Consider the following 21,285-nt stretch of genomic DNA (forward strand, 5'->3'; position numbering starts at 1 on the left):
GAATCCTGAAACGACACGATGAGCCGTAGCTCATCGTGTCGTAAACCGATGCGCCGGTAATTAATCGGCGTCGATGCAGGCAATGCGCTTCTTGTTGGGAACTTTACGGACGAGCTTCATGTTAGCCTCATCTTACCTTGATTATTCAAAGTGTGAGTATAGGTGGAATATTCACACCTGAAGCTGGGCGGTTGTCGCCAGCGGCCAACCTGTTAGCACAGGCAAATTAATTATGTCAAGTTACTTGAAATTTTTCGGAAATTGCATAATAAAATTGTCTGCTTGCTTGAGGTTTTTACAGTCCATGGTATGCCGAACCCAGGGACCGGCAACGGCTCACGTTTGCCAGCGTCGGCTGCGTGCCGACGGATCTTGAAACCCGGGATCGATGCCATTTCCCCGGGAAACTCGTTTCCGGGTCCGGCTTGGTGTAAGCGCATTGGGAGAGGGTCGACACCGTCCGACCATACCGTCAGACCACCTGGCCTGACCACCCGGCTCAGGCGGATGTCAGGCGCGAAGCCGATGTTCCCATTGGGTTGCCGCCCTTCCTCCGCCGGAGGCCGCGACCGGCGGACGGACAGCCATGCTCAGCAGCAGCGCCGCCAGGGCGCCTTCCTGCACGGCCATGGCGGCCTGCGCCGGCGTCATCCAGCGGCGTTCCCGTTCGGCCATTTCCGGCCAGTCGTCCAGCAGTTCACAGACTTCCAGGCAGTATACGGCGACGTCGATCGCCTTGACCCGGCCGTCCTTCAGGCGTTTGTCGTAGCGGTAGCCGCCTACCGGCTTGTCGCCGAGGATGCCGATGGCGCCCGCCTCCTCGAAGGCTTCGCACAGGGCCTGGTCCCTGTCCGTGACCTTCTTCTCCTGCCATCCCTTGGGCACGATCCAGCGTCGCGTCTCACGCGAAGTCACCATCAGGATCAGCGGCTGGCCCTGATGCATCATGTAAGGAATAACGGCGAGCTGGTTGCGAGGCATTGAGCTGAAGTCTCTCGTGCGGGTGTGGAGTACTCGAATTATTAGGGTAAACAATGAATGAATGGTAATCGCCGGCACATTGTCCCAAGGGAAAATGGGCGTCTTCCAAAAGATGTATGTGGACAGGTCTGGAGGGGGTTTACGCGAGATCTTAAAAAACCGCTTAAATCCTATGTTAATGGCTATGGCTCGACTCCCGGCGTATTTCCTTCGGACCGCCGGAACTGCGAGCAAGTCCGGCATGTTTGCCGCGTATGCGCGCACTTCTCCTCCATAGCCCCTCCGCCGGGGAGGGTGGTCCATCCAAGGACCTTCTCCTCGACCTGTTCCGAAAATCGGGCTTCGACCCGTGCTATTGCTCCGTCAAGGACATCGCCATCGTCGAAACCCTGGGCCAGCCCCACGACCTGATCGTCGCCATCGGCGGCGACGGCACGGTGACCCGGGTCTTGACCCACATGCCCGACCGGAGCATCCCCGTCGCCATCCTGCCACAGGGCACGGCGAACAACATCGCCCGGTCGCTGGGCATCTCCGGCGATCCGGAAGCCCTGGTTCCCGCCCTGCGCGACGCCGCCAGGCGGCCGTTCGACATAGCGGCCGCGACGGGTCCCTGGGGCAAGCACCGCTTCATCGAGGCGGTCGGGCTGGGGCTGCTGGCGCGCGGCATGGCGGAGATCGACGCCGCCGACATTTCCGGCCAGGAGCAACTGGTGTGCAGCCGCCGGAAGTTCGCCCGCCTGCTGACGGAGGCCGAGCCGGAACACCTTGAAATGACCCTGGACGGCAAGGAACTCGCCGGCGACTTCCTGGTGCTGGAGATCATGAACATCAGCCATGTCGGACCAGGCCTCAACCTTGCGCCCAACGCCGATCCCGGCGACGGCCTGCTCGACGTCGTCCATGCCCATGCGGACCGACGCGAGGCCCTGCTGGAATGGCTCAACGAGGGCGACTACGGCGAAGAACCCCCGGTCGACATCACCCGCGCCAAGGTCGTGGAAGTCACCTGGGCGGGCACCTCGCTGCGCCTGGGCGACAACTTCTCTCCGGCGCCGGGCGCCGTGCCCAAGCTGACCGTCGGTCTGGAACCCGAACAGGCCTGCGTCCTGATCCCGTCCATCGATACTCCCTCTGCCAACCATGAAGAGGGCCGGCCATGACCACCGACGACATCCCCGATGTCATCCTGCGGGAGATCGAGCGCACGGCGGTCGAACTGGCTGGTCTGGCGGGAACGGAGATCATGGCGGCGCTGGGCCGGACGCTGGAGGTCCGCTACAAGGGCGTTCCCGGCGACACGCCAACCTTCCGCGATCCCGTTTCGGAAGTGGACAGTGAGGTCGAGGTGCTGATCCGGGCTCGTCTGGCCGACCGCTTCCCCGAACACGACATCCTGGGCGAGGAGATGGACGAGCGGCCTGGCCGCGACCACGACTTCGTCTGGGCGGTCGATCCGATCGACGGCACCACCAATTTCGTCAACGGCTTTCCGCTTTATGCCGCGTCGATCGGCGTGCTTCACCGGGGCCGGCCCGTCGTCGGCGCGGTCTGGTGCAGCACCAGCCACGCGCTCCGCACCGGCGTCTACCACGCCCGTGCCGGCGGCGAGCTTTGCTTCGACCAGGAACCGCTGAAGTCGAGGGCCAATCCCGCCGTGCGCCGGCGTCTTGCCGGCGAACCGGAGGCGACCGCCGACGCCGGCTTGTCCTGGGATATCCGCAAGACCGGCTCCGCCGCCATCGAATGCGCCTTCGTCGCGGCCGGGCTGCTGCGGGTCGCCCGCTTCCAGCGCCCGAACGTCTGGGACGTGGCCGGCGGAATCCCGCTGGTGCTGGCGGCCGGCGGCGAGGTCCGATGCGGCGATAAGGGTGGCTGGACGACGCTGGAGCGGATCGAGGCGACGACCGATCCGGCCGGAGGCGAACCCGATCTCCGCAACTGGCGGCTCCCACTGATCCTCGGCGATGCCGAGGCCGTGAGGCAGATGGCGGAGGCGCGGCAGTCCTCCAGCCGCTGAGCGATTTCTCGCCCGCTGAACCCGCCCGCTGAACCCGCCCGCTGAACAGACGGCCTTTTCCAAGCGTTACGCCTGCGACACGTCCGGAAAAGCCGTCTCCCCTCACCGGCAGCGAAAGCGAGAGCATGGATATCACCCGCACCAGCGATACATGGTGGAAGAACGCCGTTTTCTACTGCCTCGACGTCGAGACCTTCCAGGACAGCGACGGGGATGGCATCGGCGACTTCAACGGGCTGATCCAGCGGATCGACTATCTGGCCGGACTGGGCGTCACCTGCCTGTGGCTGATGCCGTTCTATCCGACCGCCGACCGGGACGACGGCTACGACATCACCGACTACTACTCGGTCGATCCCAGGCTTGGCACGCTCGGCGATTTCGTCGAGTTCATCCGGACCGCGCGGGACCGGGGCATCCGCGTCATCGCGGATCTGGTGGTCAACCACACCTCGCACGAGCATCCCTGGTTCCAGGCATCCAGGTCCGATCCCAACTCCCGGTACCGCGACTGGTACGTCTGGCGCGACGAGATCCCCAAGGACGGGCCGACGGATCTGGTCTTCCCGGACAAGGAGGACAGCAACTGGGAATGGGACGAGGTAGCGAAGCAGTATTACCTGCACCGTTTCTATAAGCAGCAGCCCGACCTGAACATCGGCAGTTCCGCCGTGCGCGACGAGATCCGCAAGATCGTCGGCTTCTGGCTGGAGCTGGGGCTGTCCGGCTTCCGCGTCGATGCCGTTCCCTTTCTGCTGGAGACGGTCGGCATCGCGGGGCGGGTCGATCTGGCACCCCACGATTGGCTGTGCGACCTGCGCGCCTTCCTCAGCCGGCGCCAGGGCGACGCCATCCTGATGGGCGAAGTCAACCTGGAGCCGGAGGAAGTCCGCCGTTTCTTCGGCGACGAGGACGGCGACGAGCTTCACATGTGCATCAACTTCAACCTGAACCAGACCATGGCGCTGGCGGTCGCGCGCGGCGACGCCGGGGCCATGGTCCACGGCATGCGGGCGCTGTCGTCCCTGCCGAAGAATGCCCAATGGGGCAACTTCGTGCGGAACCATGACGAATGGTCGCTGGACAAGCTGACCGAGGCGGAACGGCAAGAGGTCTTCAGCCAGTTCGGCCCCAAGGAGGACATGCAGCTCTTCGGCCGTGGACTGCGCCGCCGGCTTCCGACGATGCTGAACGGCGACGAAGCGAGGATACGCATGGTCTACGCCCTGATGTTCTCGATGCCGGGCGCTCCGGTGCTGTTCTACGGCGAGGAGATCGGCATGGCCGAGAACCTTGCGATCCCCGGACGCATGAGCGTGCGGTCCCCCATGCAGTGGTCCGACGAAAAGAACGGCGGCTTCTCCACCGCGCAGCCGGAGGATCTGCGCCGCCCCGTCGTCAGCGGCAAGCGCTGGGGACCCGCGACGGTCAACGTGGCGGCCCAGCGCCGCGACGACGGGTCCATGCTCAACTGGATCGAACGGCTGATCCGGCGCCGTCACGAAACGGCGGAGATCGCCTATGGCAAATGGAGCATCGTCCCGGTCAGGCAGGCTTCGGTCCTGGCGGTCAGCTACGATTGGGACGGAAGGGTCGTCCTGGTGATCCACAACCTGTCATCGAAGCCGACCGAAGCCTCCTTCGACGTCGAGCCGACGGCCGGCTGGCAGGGGCTGATCGACCTGTTCGGACGCGGCGACTTCTCGCTCGCCAAGAACGGCGCCGTGCATGTGGAACTGGAAGCCTATGGGTGCCGCTGGTTCCGCGTGCGCCGATCGGGAGACACGATCCTGCTTTAGCAATAGACTTAAAGTAACAGAGTTGAGCGTAAGTATTGCCTGTCCAAACCGTTTGGGGCAGATCTCCGCCTTTGGTCAAGAAAGGCGGAGAAAATACTCATAACTATTCGGCAAATTACAATCGTTTCACACGATCTTAAATGTTGCCCGTACATTCTTTGATGACTGGCGCGCATTTACCCTATGCGTATGATGGCTTTTTGGATCAGAGACGGCGGCAGTAAATGGCGCGGAACCCAGACCATTCGATTCCTCCGGCAATCTCCCAAGCCGGACCCCGGCCATCGCGGGCAGAAGCGGAGGAGGCCGTAAGGACCCTGCTGCGCTGGGCGGGCGACGATCCCTCCCGGGAAGGCCTGGCCGAGACGCCGGCCCGCGTCGCCCGCGCCTTCGACGAATTCTTCGCCGGCTACGCTATCGATCCCGGCCTGTTGCTGGCACGGACCTTCGAGGAGGTCGACGGCTACGACGAGATGGTCCTGCTCCGCGACATCCGGTTCGAAAGCTATTGCGAGCACCACATGGTCCCGATCATCGGCAAGGTGCATGTGGCCTATCTGCCGCGGCACCGCGTGGTCGGCATTTCCAAGCTGGCGCGCGTGATCGAAGTCTTCGCCAAGAGGCTCCAGATCCAGGAGAAGATGACGGCGCAGATCGCCAATACGATCGACGAGGTGCTTCAGCCCGAGGGCGTCGCCGTCGTCATCGAGGGAGAGCACCAGTGCATGACCACGCGGGGCGTCCACAAGCCGGGCGTCGGCATGATCACCAGCCGCATGCTGGGTGCGTTCCGAACAAATCCCTCGACCCGGCAGGAGTTCCTGTCCCTGGTCGGCAATCCCGGCATCCATGGATGAGATCGCCAGCATGATGTCTTCTCTTACTTCCCGGATCGCTGCCCTGGCCCTCGGCATGGCGCTGGTGTTCTCGCCCGCGGCTTTCTCCGCGGCTGCCGTCGCGCAGTCTTCGAAGGATTACCAGACCGTCACCGAACCTGCCCTGAAGCAGGGCATGGAGGTGCCGGAACCGACCGGGCCGGTGGTGCTGACGGTGAAGGGCAGGATAAAGTCCGGCAAGCCGGTTCGGTTCGACCTGGCGACGCTGGAGAGCCTGGGCCTGATTCGCTTCACCACCCCGACCAGCTGGACCACGGAGCCTGCGACCTTCGAAGGCGTGCTGCTGTCGGCCCTGCTCGACGTCGTGGGGGCCGATCCTGCCGCGAAGTCGCTCACCCTGACAGCGCTCAACGATTATGAAAGCCCGGCGCCGATCGCCGACGGGCGGAAATGGCCGGTGATGCTGGCGCTCAAGCGGGACGGCGAATACATGTCGCGGCGCGACCGGGGTCCGATATGGATGATCTATCCGCAGCACGCCTATCCCGAAGCCGGGAAGCGGGAATATCTTTCGCGCTGGGTGTGGCAGCTGAAGGCGATAACGGTGGAGTGATGCTCAGGAACGGGGCAAACTTCACCGGAGGCGTTTGCCACTGATGCTGACCGGGAAAAGGATCATGGACCTGGGCAAACTTGTATGGACGATATCGTTCCTGCTCGTGCTGCTCAGTTCGCCCCTGCTGGTCTTCGATCTGATCGCCATCCAGCGCTCCGTCGAAATCGCGAGTGGCGCCGATATCTGGTACGACGGGCAGATGTCCGCCGATTTGCTGCGCCTGCAGGTCGCGGTCCGCGAGATCGAGGCCGATTCCCCCCCCGAGGTCTTCGAGGAAGTCCGGCTGCGGCTGGACAATGCGTTCAACCGGCTGAACTCGCTGCCGGAGCCCGGCAGTTCCGCCTGGCATACCCAGGGCATCAGCCGTGAAGGCGAACTGAGCAGCATCCGGGTCCAGCTGGATGCGATCGATCACAACCTCAAGCTGATGGAAACCGATCCCCGGGCCTTCCGCGCCTTGGCCGACCAGGAAGTGCGCAACGCCATCGTCAGCCAGCGCAAGGTCTCGCTACAGGTCCAGGATCGCCAGAACGAGGTGATCGGGAGCATGCAGAGCCAGGTCAGCGCCTTCAAGATCAAGCTGATGGGCTATGGCGTCGGCTTCGTCGTCCTTGTGCTGGCGCTGGCGTGGCTGATGCGGCGTCACATGCAGTCAGAGTCGAGGCTGCGGGGGACCAACCAGCAACTCCTGGAACTGACCGACAACCTGGTGGTGGCGCGGGACGCGGCGCTCCGGTCCAGCCAGGCCAAATCGAACTTCCTCGCCAATGTCAGCCATGAGCTTCGGACGCCGCTCAACGCCATCCTCGGCTTCTCGGAAGCCTTGGCCAGCGGCATCTTCGGCCGGCTCGGCGAACGGCAGGCCGAGTATATCGGCGACATCCATCTTTCCGGCAAACGGCTGCTGGCGCTGATCAACGACATCCTCGACCTGTCCAAGCTGGAGGCGGGCAAGATGGAGATGCGGGAGGAACTGGTGGACCTGAGCCGGGTCGCGGCCGATGCGGTGCGCGACCTGCGCGAAGCCTCCCGCGCGGCCGACGTCGCGATCGAGCTGGACCTGCCGCCTACGCTGAGCGTACTGGGCGACCAGCTGCGTCTGCGCCAAGTGCTGGACAACCTGCTGTCCAATTCGGTCAAGTTCACGCCGCCCGGCGGGCTGATCGGCCTGTCGGTCAAGCGGCAGCCGGACGGCGGCACGATGATCGTCGTGACCGATACGGGCGTCGGCATACCGTCCGACGATCTGGCGCGGGTCTTCCAGCCGTTCGAGCAGTCCGACAGCCATCTGGCCCGCAAGGCCCAGGGCACCGGCCTGGGCCTGCCCCTTGTCCGCCAGTTGGTGGAGCGCCACGGCGGCACCGTCCGCATGTCGAGCGAGACCGGCGTCGGCACCGAGGTCGTGATCGAACTTCCGGCGGAGCGCACGCTGCGCACCGATTACGTCCGCTCCATTGGCTAAGCGGGACGGCGGCTAGGCAGGACGGCGGCGCCCCGGCTTACGAATATTCCGCCAGGGAGCGGGCCGGCGGCAGCGACGGCGCGTGGACCTTGGCGGACAGCAGGGCTTCGACCAATGGCGACTCCGGGTCGCGATAAGCGACATGCATCTCGCCGGACAGCGATTTCAGCCTAAGTCCTTCCCTGGACAGGCAAAGCTCCAGGCTTTTCGCGCTGTGCAGACGGATATGGCCGTTGCGGGGGCGGGCATACCACCAGCCCAGGCGCAGCTCGCCGATATCGGGCGGTTGCAGCAGCGTACTGAGCAGGATCGCGCCGTCCGCCGCCGTGTGGCGGGCCAGTTCGGCGAACAGCCCGCGCTGGTCCGGGACATGCTCGACCACCTCGAAGCAGGTGACGAGATCGAAGGTCCCGTCGGGGAACCGCGGGGTGTCGCCATAGAAGGGATCGCAGGAGATGACGTTCTGAAAACCACGTTCGATCAGCATCCGCGCCATCAACCCGTCGCCGCCGCCCCAGTCCAGGATCTCCAGATCTCTCCTGAAATTCCCGACCATGGCGTCGATCATGGCGGAGTTGCGCGCCGGCCGGTCATAGGTGAAGGGCGGGTCCGCCAGGACGTAGCTTTCGTTGTAGATCCGATCCTGGAAGTCGCGGGCGGTCCAGTCGTCCAGGCAGGCCGTCCAGATATGGCCGCACCTGCTGCAGGAGCTGTAGTGGACGGCTATCCCGGTATTGGAAAACATGCGACGGCCTTCGAAGGCGTCATTGCAGCTTTCGCCAAGATCGATAAGACCGATGGAAGTACCGGAAGCAGAGCAGCAGGGACAATAGCGCGCGAGCAAGAAACACCCCGAAATGCAGGAAGCAGTAATGATCCGTGCCTAGGTAACGCGGCGCCGGTTTATTGGTTTACAGGACAAATTGTTTCAACAGATTTTGATATAATGCGCAACTCCGCGATACGGAATATGACTGTCGGTGCACCCGTTGATTTGACGAATGTCTCAATATTATTTCAGATACATCCTTCCGCACGTAAGGCTTGGCCATGTCCGGCAGCGGCACGATGATGCTCGAAACCGCGATGGAGACACGGCAGAGCCGCCGGCTGGCCAACCTGCTCGATATCGGGCGCATATATCTGGAGCCTGCCGTTCACGCCCATGCGCGCGGGCGCGAGATACTGGCCCGGTTCCCCGAAGCGGAGCTGATCGAGGTGGCGAGCCACTGGCGCATTCCCGAGCTGTTCGGAAACGAGGGCGCGGCGCGGGACTGGGTGCGCAACAAGCGCACCGTGCTGGTGCTGGGCGTCAAGAAGGCGATGACCATCAGGCCCAACGGCCGCTCGGCCGACTATATAGCGCCAGGAGCCAGCAACGGCTGCGCGCTGGCCTGCGTCTACTGCTACGTGCCGCGCCGCAAGGGCTTCGCCAACCCGATCACGACCTTCGTCAATATCGGCCAGATCTGCGCCGCGATCGAGCGTCACGCCACCAAGCTGGGACCCAGGACCGAGCCGGGCCAGACCGACCCGCACCGCTGGGTCTACGATATCGGGGAAAACGGCGATGCTTCGGTCGACGACCTGATCGGCGGCAATGTCCGCGATCAGATCGAGCTATTCAGGCGGCTGCCCAATGCCAAGGGAAGCTTCGCGACCAAATACGTCAACCGCGACCTACTGGACCATGACCCGAAGGGCGGCATGCGGATCAGGTTCAGCATGCTGCCGCACCGCCCGGCCAAGTTGCTCGACGTCCGCAGCAGTCCGATGACCGAACGGATCCGGGCGATCGAGGATTTCGTCCGGGCCGGCTGGGAAGTTCACCTGAACTTCAGCCCGGTGGTGGTCTATGAAGGCTGGACCGCCGACTATATCCGCCTGTTCGAGGAGTTGAACGACACCCTGTCACCCGTTGCCAAGGCTCAGGCGAAGGCGGAGGTCATCTTCCTGACCCATAACGCCGACTTGCACGACGTCAATCTGCACTGGCACCCGAAGGCGGAAGACATGCTCTGGTCGCCCCGCCTTCAGGAAACGAAGCGCTCCGAGAATGGGCAGGAGAACCTGCGGTACCGCGCCGCGTTGAAGGCGCGGATGGTCCGCATGTTCCTGGATCTCATGGCGGAGCACCTGCCCTGGTGTCCCGTGCGCTATGCGTTCTGACGGGGCCGGTTTTGTCCGCCGGATGGCGGCCTTGCGCCGTCGCGCTTGGCGCCAGCGATCAGGCCGACATCTTCAGCAGCGGAAGCTCGTCGATCGAAGCCTGCGCCCTCAGCTTTTCCTGATAGGCGTTCCACAGCGGCCGGATCGCATCCAGGCATTCGCTGACGTGGCTGGAGTGGGTCTGCTTAAGCACGCGGTCACGTGCATCGGCGTATTCGGCATGAATTTGCTCGAACGAGGAAGACATGGCAAGTCCAAGGGTCGGTGAAGGATGCCCCAGATCTTGAGCGATACATGTTGATGAGACGTTAATGTCCTTCTATCTCTAAAGTATAGGGTGCTGGGAATGCTATGAAATTCGATCCACTTCAGTATCTGGTGTGACCATTTCACTTGGCTAATTTATGGGCAATGCATTGTTTGAAAGCACACAATCCCGACCCTTGATCCTGACGCTCAGGATGGATCGCGACTCATTTTTCCGGTTCGAGCGGCTGCGGCAGACGCACTTCCCGGCACACCGGAACTTCATCCCGGCGCACCTGACCCTGTTCCACCACCTGTCGGGAGACGACCCCGGCGCCATCGCGGCCGATATCGCGTCGGTGCTCCGGACCAGGGCGCCGGTCCGCCTGAATGCGACCGGACTGCGTTTCCTGGGACGGGGAGTGGCCTACACCTTCGACGCTCCGGAACTAAGCGCGCTACGCGGCGAACTTGCGGCGCGATGGGCGGCCAGCCTGACGCCGCAGGACCGCCAAGCGTTCCGTCCGCATGTGACGGTCCAGAACAAGGCCGATTCGGAGGTGGCGCGGATGCTGAAGCAGCGTCTCGAAGCGGAGTTCCAGCCCTTCGAGGTGACGGGGGAGGGGCTTCTGCTCTGGCGCTATCTCGGCGGTCCGTGGGAGCCGCTGGGCGACTTTCCTTTCGGCGGGTCATGAAGCCGGTAGCGGTGAGATCGGTGGGAGGGTGGGGATGCTTATAAGGGACGAAGGGTCCGGCGACGAGGACGCCTTCAGCGATCATCTGGACAGCGATCGGCGCTCGGTCTGAATACTTCCGGGTGATTCCGTTCGGTGTGGACATGCCGGCCTAAGGGCTAACCTGCATGCTTCAACGATTTTGTTTCATGAACGGCCAATACAGTTCTCAATAATCAATCCCGCGACCTATCCGTCATCTCTCATTTGTAATGGATCGCGCCTCTCGGTTGTCGGAGGCTTAGGCATGGCACACAAGGCAGCTACGGCATCTTTCAAGCTCTTGAGCGGCGGAAAGATCGTGCTTTCATCGTCCATTCGTGTGACCTCAAGTTCGCGTTCGTGTCTGCACGCGCAAACCCAAGTCATCCATATACATGGCCTTGATATCGACGGCACCGACCAGTATCGAACGTGGCACCCATTCCCCTACGCGAGGAACAAACCTCCCTTTCGCTGTTGATAACTTCAAACAGCAGAGGGGAGGTCGGAAGATGGGGAATTTCAGGATAGCGGCGATCGCGGCGGCGGCGGGCTTGTTGCTGGCGCCGGCGTTCGATGGCCGTGAGGCGCAGGCGCAGGCGCAGACGCAGACTCAGGCACAGGCGCCGGTCAGCTACGTTCAGCCGCTTTCACCACAGGCCCAGAAGGAAGTTCAGCGGCAATTGAAGGAACTCGGCGTCTATTCCGGCGCCGTCGACGGCATCTGGGGGCGCGACAGCCAGGAAGCGCTGGAGCGGTTCCAGCAGACGCGGGGGCTTCAGGTCACCAGCAACCTCAACCAGGCGACGCTGGCGACCATGGGGCTGAAGCCGGCGGAGTTGCTGTCGCTCGGCGACCAGACTGGAGCCATGGCCGGGCGCGACGTGCAGGGCAGGGCTCTGAAGCCGGAGGCCGTCCGCACCATCCAGGGCCGGCTGAAGCAGCTTGGGCTTTATGCGGGCGATGCGGACGGCATCTGGGGCGACAGCACCCAGGCGGCGCTCGAACGGTTCCAGCGCGACCGGGGGCTTCAGGCGAGCGGCCGTCTGGACCCCAATACGCTGACGACCATGGGCCTGGACAGCAACGTCGTGCTGGCCCAGACCCGGTAGTTTCCAAGTAAAGTCGTCAAGTAGGATGGCGGGCGGCTGGGTTCAGCCGCGTCCGATGAACGGCATCTTGGTCGCCATCACGGTGATGAACTGGACATTGGCGTCCAGCGGCAGGCTCGCCATGTAGACGACGGAACTCGCGACGTGGCGCGGGTCCATCCTCGGCTCCGGCTTGATGGACCCGTCAGCCTGCATCACGCCTTCCGTCATCCGCTGGGTCATGTCGGTCGCGGCGTTGCCGATGTCGATCTGACCGCAGGCGATGTCGTATTTACGCCCGTCAAGCGACGCCGATTTCGTCAGCCCGGTGATCGCGTGCTTGGTCGCCGTATAGGGGGCCGAGTTCGGCCGGGGCGACGTGGCGGAGATCGAGCCGTTGTTGATGATCCTGCCGCCGCGCGGGTTCTGGTCCTTCATGATGCGGAAGGCTTCCTGGGTGCACAGGAACGCTCCCGTCAGGTTGACGTCGACGACAGTCTTCCACTGATCGTAGGTCAGATCTTCCAGCGGAATCGCCGGAGCGCCGCTGCCGGCGTTGTTGAACAACACGTCCAGCCGGCCGAACTTTTCCTTCGTCTTCGCGAACAGCGCCTTGACCGAGTCGGGATCGCCGATATCCGTCGGCACCGCCAGCGTCGGCCGCCCGAAGGATTGCCCCTGCGACGCTGTCTCATTCAGCGCATCCTGCCGGCGTCCCGCCAGGACGACGGCGTACCCCGCCTCCATCAGCGCCAGCGCCACGCTTCTGCCGATGCCGGAACCGGCGCCGGTGACCAGTGCAATCTTCTCGTTGGAAGCCATATTCTTCAAGTCCCCCCATATGCTTCGGGCTTCATGGAGCCCTTCATCAAGCATGCTACACCAGGGTTGGCAACCTTGACAGGCGGGGGAACCGGAATGCCGGATGAGTGTAAAAGACGGTGTTCGAGATAACTTGACCGTCAAATCCGATAGGGGTAAGTTTGCCGGATTGGTTTTTCCTACTTGGTCGGTGCCATGTCCCCCAGTACCGCTGCGGCGAAGAACGTTGCCAGGCCTGATCCCGTTTCCGTCTTCGATTTTTCGGACGACCCGGAGCAACAGGCGTATGAGCAGCGCGCGGCTGCGGCATTCGCGGCGGCATTGCCCGAGATCCTCGCTCTCTATGATTCCGATCCGGAAGTGGCAATGGAGAAGTCCATGGTTGCCGCTCTCAGGCGAACGGTCGAGTATGCGGAACGGACGCGAATTCAAGCAGAGGAGAAGCAAACCGTAGCGGCTGAGTGAGCGGTTTCGTTCCTGAAGCCCATGATTTGCCGCTATGAAACGCTGTCAAAAGCCTGAGAGGGTCGACTCTTTTAACCGAACAAGCTGAGCTAAGGGCTTCTGGACATGATCCAGGTTCGCCCCTGGTGGCATTACTGAGGTACACCATGGCGCTTGGCGGAGACGTGCTTGATAACAAGTACGAGCAAATCCTGCGGCCAGCTTATGATGCTGCATTCCGAATTTCCTACCCGATCACCGACCCCGCCAAGAGTAAGATGTTCGATGATCTGATGAAATGCTTTCATTGCGAGCTAATAGATTTTTCCAATATTCCAACAGTTAAATATCATAAAAATTTAAGAGATTTTTGAGAGGGACTTGGAAGTCCTGCACTGATGGTTTGTGCATTTATTTTTCCGATCATGTCAGCTTACCATGTTGCTCCGGCTCTACTGAGAGCCTGGAATGCTCACCGACCGTCAGCGGAAAAACGGCTCAGAAGTATCGGCGTATCCAAGATCCCTAACCAAGCCGTGGAGATTTTTGTACTTCGTGCTTTCCTGGAATTATTGAAGTGGAAGTGGGCAGAGTTCAGTTCGTTTGAGGGTCCCGAAATGCCACGGGATGAAGTGGAAGCTAAGGAGCATGACGATAACCTGCGCGCTCTCGAGCTGATGCTTGTTCAAAGGGATGTCTGCATGAACGAGGCCGATCAGTTAGCTTCCCAACTCATCGGCGTCCAGCGGTATTCCGAAGCGGGTCTGTCCAGCGAAGGCCGGCGCCTCTTCAATGCCATCAGGATGGTGGTTCAGTTTCCCGACGACGGAAGGCACTGCGAAAACCTAGCCCATCTGGTCAAGGGTTATACGAATTATCTGATCAGGCTGCGCATGGGAAAGGCTTGAACAACCTGTCGCCACCATCTTGACATGAAGCTTCTCGGCCCCAACTAAGCGCGGATAACCCGAATCCGGGCCCCTCTGGTAGGTGGGTCGCCACCTATGATGTCGGATTCCTTCACCTGCTCTTGCGCCGACGGGCGTGACCGCATTTGGAGGGCCCGATGGAAACATCGCCCTTAATCTGGATAGGCTTCAACGCCTTTATCCTGGTACTGCTCGCGTTCGACCTGGGCGTGTTCAACCGCCGTCCCCGTCAGATCACCGTTCGCGAAGCGCTGATCGCCAGCGCCTGCTACATCACTATCGCCTTCACCTTCAATGCCGGTATCTACTGGTTCATGGGGATGGAGAAAGGCCTGGAGTTCACGACCGGCTATCTGATCGAATGGAGCCTGTCGGTAGACAACATCTTCGTCATGGCCATGATCTTCGGCCATTTCGCGGTTCCGCCGGCCTTTCAGCACCGCGTCCTGTTCTGGGGAATCCTTGGCGCCCTGGTGATGCGCGCTATCCTGATCTTCGCCGGTACCGCCCTGATCCACGAGTTCCACTGGACCATCTACATCTTCGGCGCGTTCCTGCTGTTCACCGGCATCAAGATGATGCTGGCGTCCGACGAGGAACCCGATCTGGAGAACAACCGCATCATGCGGTTCGTGCGCAAGCGCGTGAAGATGACCGACACGTATGAAGGCACCAAGTTCTTCGTTCGCCGCAACGGCGTCCTGCTGGCGACGCCGATGCTGCTGGTGCTGATCATGATCGAGGCGACCGACCTGATGTTCGCTCTCGACAGCGTGCCCGCGATCTTTGCCGTAACTGACGATCCCTTCATCGTCTACACGTCCAACGTCTTCGCGATCCTTGGCCTGCGTTCGCTTTACTTCGCGCTCGCCGGCATCATTCATCGTTTCAGCTATTTGAAATACGGTTTGTCCCTGGTCCTGGTCTTTATCGGCACCAAGATGATCCTGATCGATATCTGGAAGGTGCCGACGGCGCTGGCATTGGGCGTCACCGCGACCCTGATCGGCGGCTCCATCGTCCTGTCGCTGATCAAGACCCGGAACGATCCGCCTCTGCCCGATCCGGCTCATGAGTCCGAGGGCAAGCCCCGGGTCTACTCCCAGCCGCAGCCGGGTATCGCCGAGTAACCGGCGATACCGGTCCCCCGCCTAGGCCGCATCCTCGTTCACGGCCTGGGCGCGCGGGATCACCAGGACCTTGTCGATCCGCCGTCCGTCCATATCGACCACTTCGAACCGCGTGCCATCGCGCTCGAAGCTTTCGCCGGCGGTCGGGATGTGCCCGATGTGGCGCAGGACGAAGCCGGCGACGGTGTGGAAATCGCCGTCGTCGCGCAGCCCGCGCATTCCGAACTGGCTCTCGAACTCGTCGACCGGCATCGACCCGTTGACCAGCCATGACCCGTCGTCACGCTGGACCGCCGCCTGTTCGGCGATCTCGCCGGGGTCCGGCATGTCGCCGGCGATGGATTCCATCACGTCGGTCAGCGTCACGATCCCCTCGACGCTGCCGTATTCGTCCACCGCCACCGCCATGTGCAGGCCGGTCCGCTTCATCAGGTCCAGCAGCTTCAGGATCGGCGTCGCGTCGTGGACGACCATCGGCTTGACGGCGACCGCTTCCAGGTTCAGCGGCTTGCCCTGAAAGCCGAAGCTCAGCAGGTCCTTGTTCTGGACGATACCGACCAACTCGTCCAACTCGCCCCGGCAGACCGGAAAGCGCGAATGGCCCGATGTCTGGATCTCGGTGATCACCGCTTCCGGCTTGTCGTGGACGTCCAGCCAGACCACGTCGGGCCGGGGCGTCATGATCGCGCGCACCGTCCGGTCCGCCAGTCGCAGCACCCCGTCGATCATCTCCTTCTCGCGCGGGTCGAACACACCGGCCTGGGTGCCTTCCGTGATCATGGAGCGCACCTCTTCCTCCGTCACCGTCGCCTCGCGCTCGCCGTGCAGGCCCAGCAGGCGCAGCAGCGCGTCGGTCGAAGCGCCCAGCAGCCAGACGAAGGGGGCTGCCACCCGCGACAGCAGGCTCATCGGCCGGGCGATCAGGCTGGCCGTCCGCTCCGGGTTCTTCAGCGCGATGCGCTTCGGGATCAACTCGCCGATCACGATCGACGAATAGGTGATGATTACCAGCACGCTGCCGACGCCGACGATCCGTCCATAGGCTTCCAGACCCGGGATCGTGATCAGCCAACTGCCCAGCCGGTCGCCCAGGGTGGCGCCGCCATAGGCGCCCGCGACCACGCCGACCATCGTGATGCCGATCTGCACCGTCGACAGGAAGCGGCTGGGATCGTCGATCAGCCGCAGGGCGGTGCGGGCTCCGTGAACCCCCTCGTCGGCCATGTGCTGAAGGCGGGACTTGCGGGAGGATACGACCGCCAGTTCGGACATCGCGAACACCCCGTTTAACAGGGTAAGGGCGACGATGATGGCGATTTCAAAGACGAGCATGGATTAGGGGTTCCGGATAGGGGATCGGGCAGCGAGCGGCATGGATCGGCGGCATGGCCGGCGGCCGGGGGCCGACGCCAGGAGCGGTTCCATCGACAGGCGCCCCATCAACAGGCCGGGATGCCGCGAAGGCACGGCCGGAGGGGCAGGGTCGGGTGGATCGGAACTGCTGCTCATTCGATCTCCGGCCGGATAGGCGCGGAGGAACTCCATCGTCGCTGCTGCTCATGCCATAATGTGCGATGCCGTCCGATACGGCAAGCATCCATCCCCTGAGCATCGGGGACGGGATGGTCGGCCTGCCAACCAGTTCGATTGGAAACTAGTTGTTGGGTAAAGGATTAAAGGGCTATGGTCGCGCCGTAATCACACAGTTGCATGTCTATGAGCGCCTCCTCTGCGTCCCATCCCATTTTCCTGTCAGGCGGAGGCGAAATGGGCGCGTCGATGCGCGCCCGCGACTGGGAAGGCTCACCGCTGGGGCACCCCGCACACTGGCCGGCGCCGCTGCGCACGTCCATCGGCATCATGCTGAACTCCCGGCATCCCATGTATGTCGCCTGGGGGCCGGAGCTTGCATTTTTCCATAACGACAGCTTCATCCCGATCCTGGGCGGGCGGCATCCGGTGCTGCCGGGAATCCCCATGGCGGAGCTTTGGCCGGACCTATGGGATAAGATCGGCGATCTGGTCGCCCGCGTCATGGCGGGAGAGTCGGTCTGGCAGGACGATTTCCCCGTCGTCATGTCCCGCAACGGCCATCCCGAAGAAGCATGGTTCACGTTCTCGTGGTCGCCGATCCATGACGACAACGGGCAAGTCGGCGGCCTGCTGTGCGCCTGCATGGAAACGACGGGCGAAGTCAGGAACAGGAGCCAGGTGGCGGTCCAACTCGGCCTTGCCGACCGGCTACGCCGGCTGTTCGACAATGCTCCCAGCTTCATGGCGGTCCTGCGGGAGCCCGGCCATGTATACGAGTTCGCCAATGCGTCCTACCGCCAGCTCGTCGGCAACCGCGAGATCATCGGCAAGTCCGTGCGCGAGGCGCTGCCCGAACTGGAGGAGCAAGGCTTCATCAGTCTGCTCGACCGGGTCTATGCGACCGGCGAACCCTATGTCGGCCGCGCAGTCCGCGTCATGCTCCGCCGGGGGCCGGACGAGGCCGAAGAGGAGCTTTTCGTCGACTTCATCTTTCAGCCGATCTGCGGCGCGGACAGCCAGACCAACGGCATCCTGATCGACGGCAGCGACGTCACCGATCTGGTCCGGGCGCGCGAGCGTTCCGCCTGCCTTGTCGAACTGGGCGACCGCCTGCGCGACCTGAACGACACGGGCGAGATCGCCCAGGCGGCGGCGGAACTGCTGGGCCGGACATTGGGGGTTTGCCGCGCCGGATACGGCCGGGTCGACCCCAGCGGCCAACTCGTCACGGTCGAGCGCGATTGGAGCGACGGCACTGCGTCGAGCATCGCCGGCGTCCACCGTTTCCGCAACTACGGCACCTTCGCCGCAACCCTCCACCGCGGCGAGATCCTGGTCATCCCGGATGTCGCCTTCGACCCTCGCACGGCGGACAGCACGCAGGCGCTGAGCCAGATCGGCGTCGCCGCGCTGATCAACGTCCCCGTTATCGAGGATGGCCGCCTTGCCGCCGTGCTGTACATCCATTCCAGCGAGCCGCGCACGTGGTCTCAGCGCGAAGTGGACCTGATCCGCGACATCGCCGACCGAACCTGGGCCGCTGCCGAGCGTGCCCGGTCCGAATCCTCGCTCCACCGGCTCAACCGCACGCTGGAAGAGCAGGTCGCCGAACGCACCCGCGACCGGGACCGCATGTGGCGGCTGTCGACCGACATCATGCTGGTCGCCCGCTTCGACGGTACGATCATTGCGCTCAACCCGGCCTGGGGGACGCTGCTTGGCTGGACCGAGGACGAGTTGATCGGCACCAGCTTCCTGGACCTCGTCCACGAGGACGACGTGGCGGCCACCACCGGCGAGGCCGCGCGCCTGAACAAGGGGCTGGTGACGCTGCGGTTTGAGAACCGCTACCGCCACAAGGACGGCAGCTACCGCTGGCTGTCCTGGGCGGCGGTCCCCGACGAGACCTATATCCACGCGGTCGGCCGCGACATCACCGCCGAGCGCGAGGCGCTGGACGCCCTGCGCACCGCCGAGGAAGCCTTGCGACACGCCCAGAAGATGGAGGCGGTCGGCCAGCTTACCGGCGGCGTCGCCCATGACTTCAACAACCTGCTCCAGGCGATCCTGGGCAACCTGGACATGCTGAAGGACAAGCTGGAGCGCCAGGACGCGCTGGAAGGTCGCGACGACCTGCTCCGCCATGTCCGCTTCGCGACCCAGGCGGGCGACCGCGCCGCAATCCTGACGCAGCGCCTGCTTGCCTTCGCCCGGCGCCAGCCGCTTGCCCCGACCAGCCTCAACCTGAACGCCCTGGTCGGCGGCATGCAGGAACTGCTTCAGCGTTCCGTCGGGGAGGCGATCCAGGTCGAGGCCATCCTGTCCGGCGGCCTGTGGCGCACCTGGGCCGATGCCAACCAAGTCGAGAACGGCCTGCTCAACCTTGCCATCAACGCCCGCGACGCGATGCCGTCGGGCGGCAAGCTGACGATCGAAACAGCCAACACCCATTTGGATAATACCTATGTCACCGCGGAGTTCGGCCTGACCCCCGGCGAATACGTCGTCCTGTGCGTCACCGACACCGGAGCCGGCATGTCGCCCGACGTGCAGGCGCGGGCGTTCGAGCCGTTCTACACGACCAAGCCGATCGGACAGGGCACCGGCCTTGGCCTGAGCCAGCTCTACGGGTTCGCCCGCCAGTCCGGCGGCCATGCGGCGATATATTCGGAAGAGGGCAAGGGCACGACGGTCAAGCTGTACCTGCCGCGCCACCACGAGGCCGTGCAGGCCGAGCCGGTCGTTCCGGCGCTGCCCGAACCGGAGCCGGCGCAGGAGGGCGAAACGATCCTGGTGCTGGAGGATGAGGGGCTGGTCCGGATGCTGCTGGTCCAGACCTTGGAACGCCAGGGATACCGCGTGATCGAGGCGCACGAGCCACAGGTGGCCCTGGATGCGCTGGAGACGGAGCCGAAGATCGACCTGCTGGCGACCGATGTCGGCTTGCCCGGCATGAACGGCCGTCAGGTCGCGGAGATCGCCCGGCGCTTGAAGCCGGAGATCGCCGTGTTGTTCCTGACGGGGTATGCGCACAATGCGGCGCTGGGGGATGAACCGCTGAGTCCGCGGACGCAGGTTCTCAGCAAGCCGTTCAACGCGCGGGCGCTGCTGACTAAGATCTCCGCGATGCTGGAGAGTGGTGGGTAGCGGGACGGGGTGAAGGGGACGGTTGCGGGGGTTGGCTTCAACTCCGGGCTAACTCTTGGGAGAAGCCGAGGACTTAGCCTTCGGGATCGCGGACAAGGCAGTGGTGCTCCCGCAAATTGCCAGTAAAGAGGGATGTATCCAGCGTTGAAGCTGAACGTATCTCGCAGCTTTGTTCGTAGCAGTATCACAAAATGAAAAACATCCTTATAATTCTTTCATAAAGAATTAAGTATTGACGTGACGTCAACATCAATAAAAAATAATCCGTAGAATGCTAAGCATGCATTAGCATGAATGACTGATAAATCATAAATATGACTAATATGTAAATCAGATGTTGAAGAAGAAAAATTGGCGTGATATGATAGGTCCGTCTGCATGGGTGATCGATGGAGCATTTGTTATGCATATTGTTTCAGTAATAAATTATAAAGGCGGTGTTGGTAAAACTACCGTTACTACTAATCTAGCTGGCGAGCTCGCTTGGCGAGGTTATAAAATTCTGATGATCGATCTTGATCCACAGGCAAGTCTAACCTTTTCTTTTATTCGCCCTGAGGACTGGAAAAACTTATTTTCCGATAACAAAACGATCAAGAACTCCTTTGATGCTCTCCTGGCAGGTACCTCGTCTCCGCTTGCAAATCTTATACTTGAACCCAAGCGTGCGAAAACTGTTTTGAGCGGGCGTGGTAAGCTGGATTTGATTTGCTCTCATTTGGGGTTGATTAACGTTGATCTTGAGTTAGCCACTCTTTTGGGTGGTGCCAATATGAAGCAATCAAAGCAAAATTTTCTAAAAGTACATAGAAGGCTGGCCGATGGCCTTAGTCAGATTCCGAGTGATCAATACGATCTTGTGCTTATTGACTGCCCGCCAAATTTCAATATTGTTACAAAGACCGCAATTGTTGCAAGTGATTTTATACTAATACCAACCCGCCCAGATTATCTATCTACATTAGGCATAGACTATCTCATCAAGAATGTTAGTAGCCTTGTAGAGGACTATAACGATTATGCCCAAGAAAATACTGGAAGCTATACACCCGAAATACAGCCTGCTGCATTGGGGGTGCTATTCAATATGATTCAAGAAAGAAGTGATGATCCAATAAGAACTCAACACAATTATATGCAGCAAGTTAGAGCGCAAAGTGGACTAAATGTTTTTGATAGTTATATTAAGAGAAATGACACAATTTTTGCGCGCGCTCCTGAAACAGGGGTTCCCCTTGTGCTAAATGGGTACACTTCAGGAACTTACAAAAATGTGGTTGACGGTTTGGAAGAAGTTGCTTCAGAATTTGCAAACCAAATCGGCCTTATTTAGGGAAAAAATAT

At 61.9% G+C, this 21,285-nt stretch carries 20 protein-coding genes; 15 read left to right on the forward strand and 5 right to left on the reverse strand.

The features are described from left to right. Nucleotides 1-510: 510 nt before the first annotated feature. The gene (locus N826_RS22255) at nucleotides 511-981 is read right to left on the reverse strand and encodes an NUDIX hydrolase (RefSeq protein WP_052831800.1); all 471 of its coding nucleotides are present in this window, start codon (nucleotides 979-981) and stop codon (nucleotides 511-513) included. A gap of 254 nt (nucleotides 982-1,235) precedes the next feature. Between N826_RS22255 and N826_RS22260 the strand changes: the two genes are divergently transcribed. The 6 genes from N826_RS22260 to N826_RS40385 all read left to right on the forward strand — a co-directional run bounded on the left by N826_RS22260 (nucleotide 1,236) and on the right by N826_RS40385 (nucleotide 7,714). Continuing rightward, on the forward strand, nucleotides 1,236-2,144 hold the full coding sequence (locus N826_RS22260; RefSeq protein WP_044432439.1) for a diacylglycerol/lipid kinase family protein: 909 nt from the start codon (nucleotides 1,236-1,238) through the stop codon (nucleotides 2,142-2,144). Beyond that, nucleotides 2,141-3,001: an inositol monophosphatase family protein gene (locus N826_RS22265; RefSeq protein WP_044432441.1), complete on the forward strand. Its 861-nt coding sequence runs from the start codon at nucleotides 2,141-2,143 to the stop codon at nucleotides 2,999-3,001. The genes N826_RS22260 and N826_RS22265 overlap by 4 nt, the downstream gene beginning before the upstream one ends. Before the next feature lie 125 nt (nucleotides 3,002-3,126). Next, nucleotides 3,127-4,800, forward strand: coding sequence for an alpha-amylase family protein (locus N826_RS22270; protein WP_044432442.1), 1,674 nt, complete (start codon nucleotides 3,127-3,129; stop codon nucleotides 4,798-4,800). A 224-nt stretch (nucleotides 4,801-5,024) separates the two neighbouring features. Then, nucleotides 5,025-5,657 (forward strand): GTP cyclohydrolase I FolE, encoded by a 633-nt coding sequence (folE, locus tag N826_RS22275; RefSeq protein WP_044432444.1) that lies wholly within the window; start codon nucleotides 5,025-5,027, stop codon nucleotides 5,655-5,657. 10 nt (nucleotides 5,658-5,667) lie between these two features. Next, nucleotides 5,668-6,249, forward strand: coding sequence for a putative pterin-binding protein (locus N826_RS22280; protein ID WP_147040923.1), 582 nt, complete (start codon nucleotides 5,668-5,670; stop codon nucleotides 6,247-6,249). 64 nt (nucleotides 6,250-6,313) lie between these two features. Continuing rightward, nucleotides 6,314-7,714, forward strand: coding sequence for a sensor histidine kinase (locus tag N826_RS40385; RefSeq protein ID WP_169789398.1), 1,401 nt, complete (start codon nucleotides 6,314-6,316; stop codon nucleotides 7,712-7,714). A gap of 37 nt (nucleotides 7,715-7,751) precedes the next feature. Here the strand turns inward: N826_RS40385 and N826_RS22290 are convergent, their stop codons facing one another. Next, nucleotides 7,752-8,459 (reverse strand): class I SAM-dependent methyltransferase, encoded by a 708-nt coding sequence (locus tag N826_RS22290; protein WP_052831805.1) that lies wholly within the window; start codon nucleotides 8,457-8,459, stop codon nucleotides 7,752-7,754. A gap of 305 nt (nucleotides 8,460-8,764) precedes the next feature. Between N826_RS22290 and N826_RS22295 the strand changes: the two genes are divergently transcribed. Then, complete coding sequence (locus N826_RS22295) at nucleotides 8,765-9,883, forward strand: spore photoproduct lyase family protein (RefSeq protein WP_244619669.1); 1,119 nt, start codon at nucleotides 8,765-8,767, stop codon at nucleotides 9,881-9,883. A gap of 58 nt (nucleotides 9,884-9,941) precedes the next feature. On the opposite strand, the gene N826_RS22300 is transcribed toward N826_RS22295, so the two are convergent. After that, nucleotides 9,942-10,130, reverse strand: a complete 189-nt coding sequence (locus N826_RS22300; protein ID WP_044432447.1) for a hypothetical protein — start codon at nucleotides 10,128-10,130, stop codon at nucleotides 9,942-9,944. A 214-nt stretch (nucleotides 10,131-10,344) separates the two neighbouring features. Between N826_RS22300 and N826_RS22305 the strand changes: the two genes are divergently transcribed. Next, nucleotides 10,345-10,824: a 2'-5' RNA ligase family protein gene (locus N826_RS22305; RefSeq protein WP_244619670.1), complete on the forward strand. Its 480-nt coding sequence runs from the start codon at nucleotides 10,345-10,347 to the stop codon at nucleotides 10,822-10,824. Nucleotides 10,825-11,357: 533 nt separating this feature from the next. Continuing rightward, nucleotides 11,358-11,957, forward strand: a complete 600-nt coding sequence (locus tag N826_RS22310; RefSeq protein WP_044432452.1) for a peptidoglycan-binding domain-containing protein — start codon at nucleotides 11,358-11,360, stop codon at nucleotides 11,955-11,957. 42 nt (nucleotides 11,958-11,999) lie between these two features. Here N826_RS22310 and N826_RS22315 read toward each other — a convergent pair whose 3' ends face one another. After that, the gene (locus N826_RS22315) at nucleotides 12,000-12,758 is read right to left on the reverse strand and encodes an SDR family oxidoreductase (RefSeq protein WP_044432453.1); all 759 of its coding nucleotides are present in this window, start codon (nucleotides 12,756-12,758) and stop codon (nucleotides 12,000-12,002) included. A 195-nt stretch (nucleotides 12,759-12,953) separates the two neighbouring features. Between N826_RS22315 and N826_RS22320 the strand changes: the two genes are divergently transcribed. The 4 genes from N826_RS22320 (at nucleotide 12,954) to N826_RS22330 (ending at nucleotide 15,261) form a co-directional block, all read left to right on the forward strand. Beyond that, nucleotides 12,954-13,223 (forward strand): hypothetical protein, encoded by a 270-nt coding sequence (locus tag N826_RS22320; protein ID WP_044432455.1) that lies wholly within the window; start codon nucleotides 12,954-12,956, stop codon nucleotides 13,221-13,223. A gap of 146 nt (nucleotides 13,224-13,369) precedes the next feature. Then, nucleotides 13,370-13,576 (forward strand): hypothetical protein, encoded by a 207-nt coding sequence (locus N826_RS43250; RefSeq protein WP_147040925.1) that lies wholly within the window; start codon nucleotides 13,370-13,372, stop codon nucleotides 13,574-13,576. Between the two features lie 24 nt (nucleotides 13,577-13,600). Beyond that, complete coding sequence (locus N826_RS43255; RefSeq protein ID WP_147040927.1) at nucleotides 13,601-14,110, forward strand: hypothetical protein; 510 nt, start codon at nucleotides 13,601-13,603, stop codon at nucleotides 14,108-14,110. Between the two features lie 158 nt (nucleotides 14,111-14,268). Further along, entirely contained in the window at nucleotides 14,269-15,261 is a 993-nt protein-coding gene (locus N826_RS22330) for a TerC family protein (RefSeq protein ID WP_063772298.1), read from the forward strand. Between the two features lie 21 nt (nucleotides 15,262-15,282). Here the strand turns inward: N826_RS22330 and N826_RS22335 are convergent, their stop codons facing one another. Continuing rightward, the gene (locus tag N826_RS22335) at nucleotides 15,283-16,593 is read right to left on the reverse strand and encodes a hemolysin family protein (protein ID WP_044432460.1); all 1,311 of its coding nucleotides are present in this window, start codon (nucleotides 16,591-16,593) and stop codon (nucleotides 15,283-15,285) included. Nucleotides 16,594-17,028: 435 nt separating this feature from the next. On the opposite strand from N826_RS22335, the gene N826_RS22340 reads away from it, so the two are divergent. Continuing rightward, nucleotides 17,029-19,941 carry a PAS domain-containing protein gene (locus N826_RS22340; RefSeq protein ID WP_169789399.1) on the forward strand — a complete coding sequence of 971 codons (2,913 nt, stop codon included), beginning with the start codon at nucleotides 17,029-17,031 and terminating at the stop codon, nucleotides 19,939-19,941. Nucleotides 19,942-20,275: 334 nt separating this feature from the next. Next, the gene (locus N826_RS41865; protein WP_211099346.1) at nucleotides 20,276-21,274 is read left to right on the forward strand and encodes a ParA family protein; all 999 of its coding nucleotides are present in this window, start codon (nucleotides 20,276-20,278) and stop codon (nucleotides 21,272-21,274) included. Nucleotides 21,275-21,285: the final 11 nt, after the last annotated feature.

The organism is Skermanella aerolata KACC 11604 (assembly GCF_000936425.1).
GTDB lineage: Bacteria > Pseudomonadota > Alphaproteobacteria > Azospirillales > Azospirillaceae > Skermanella > Skermanella aerolata.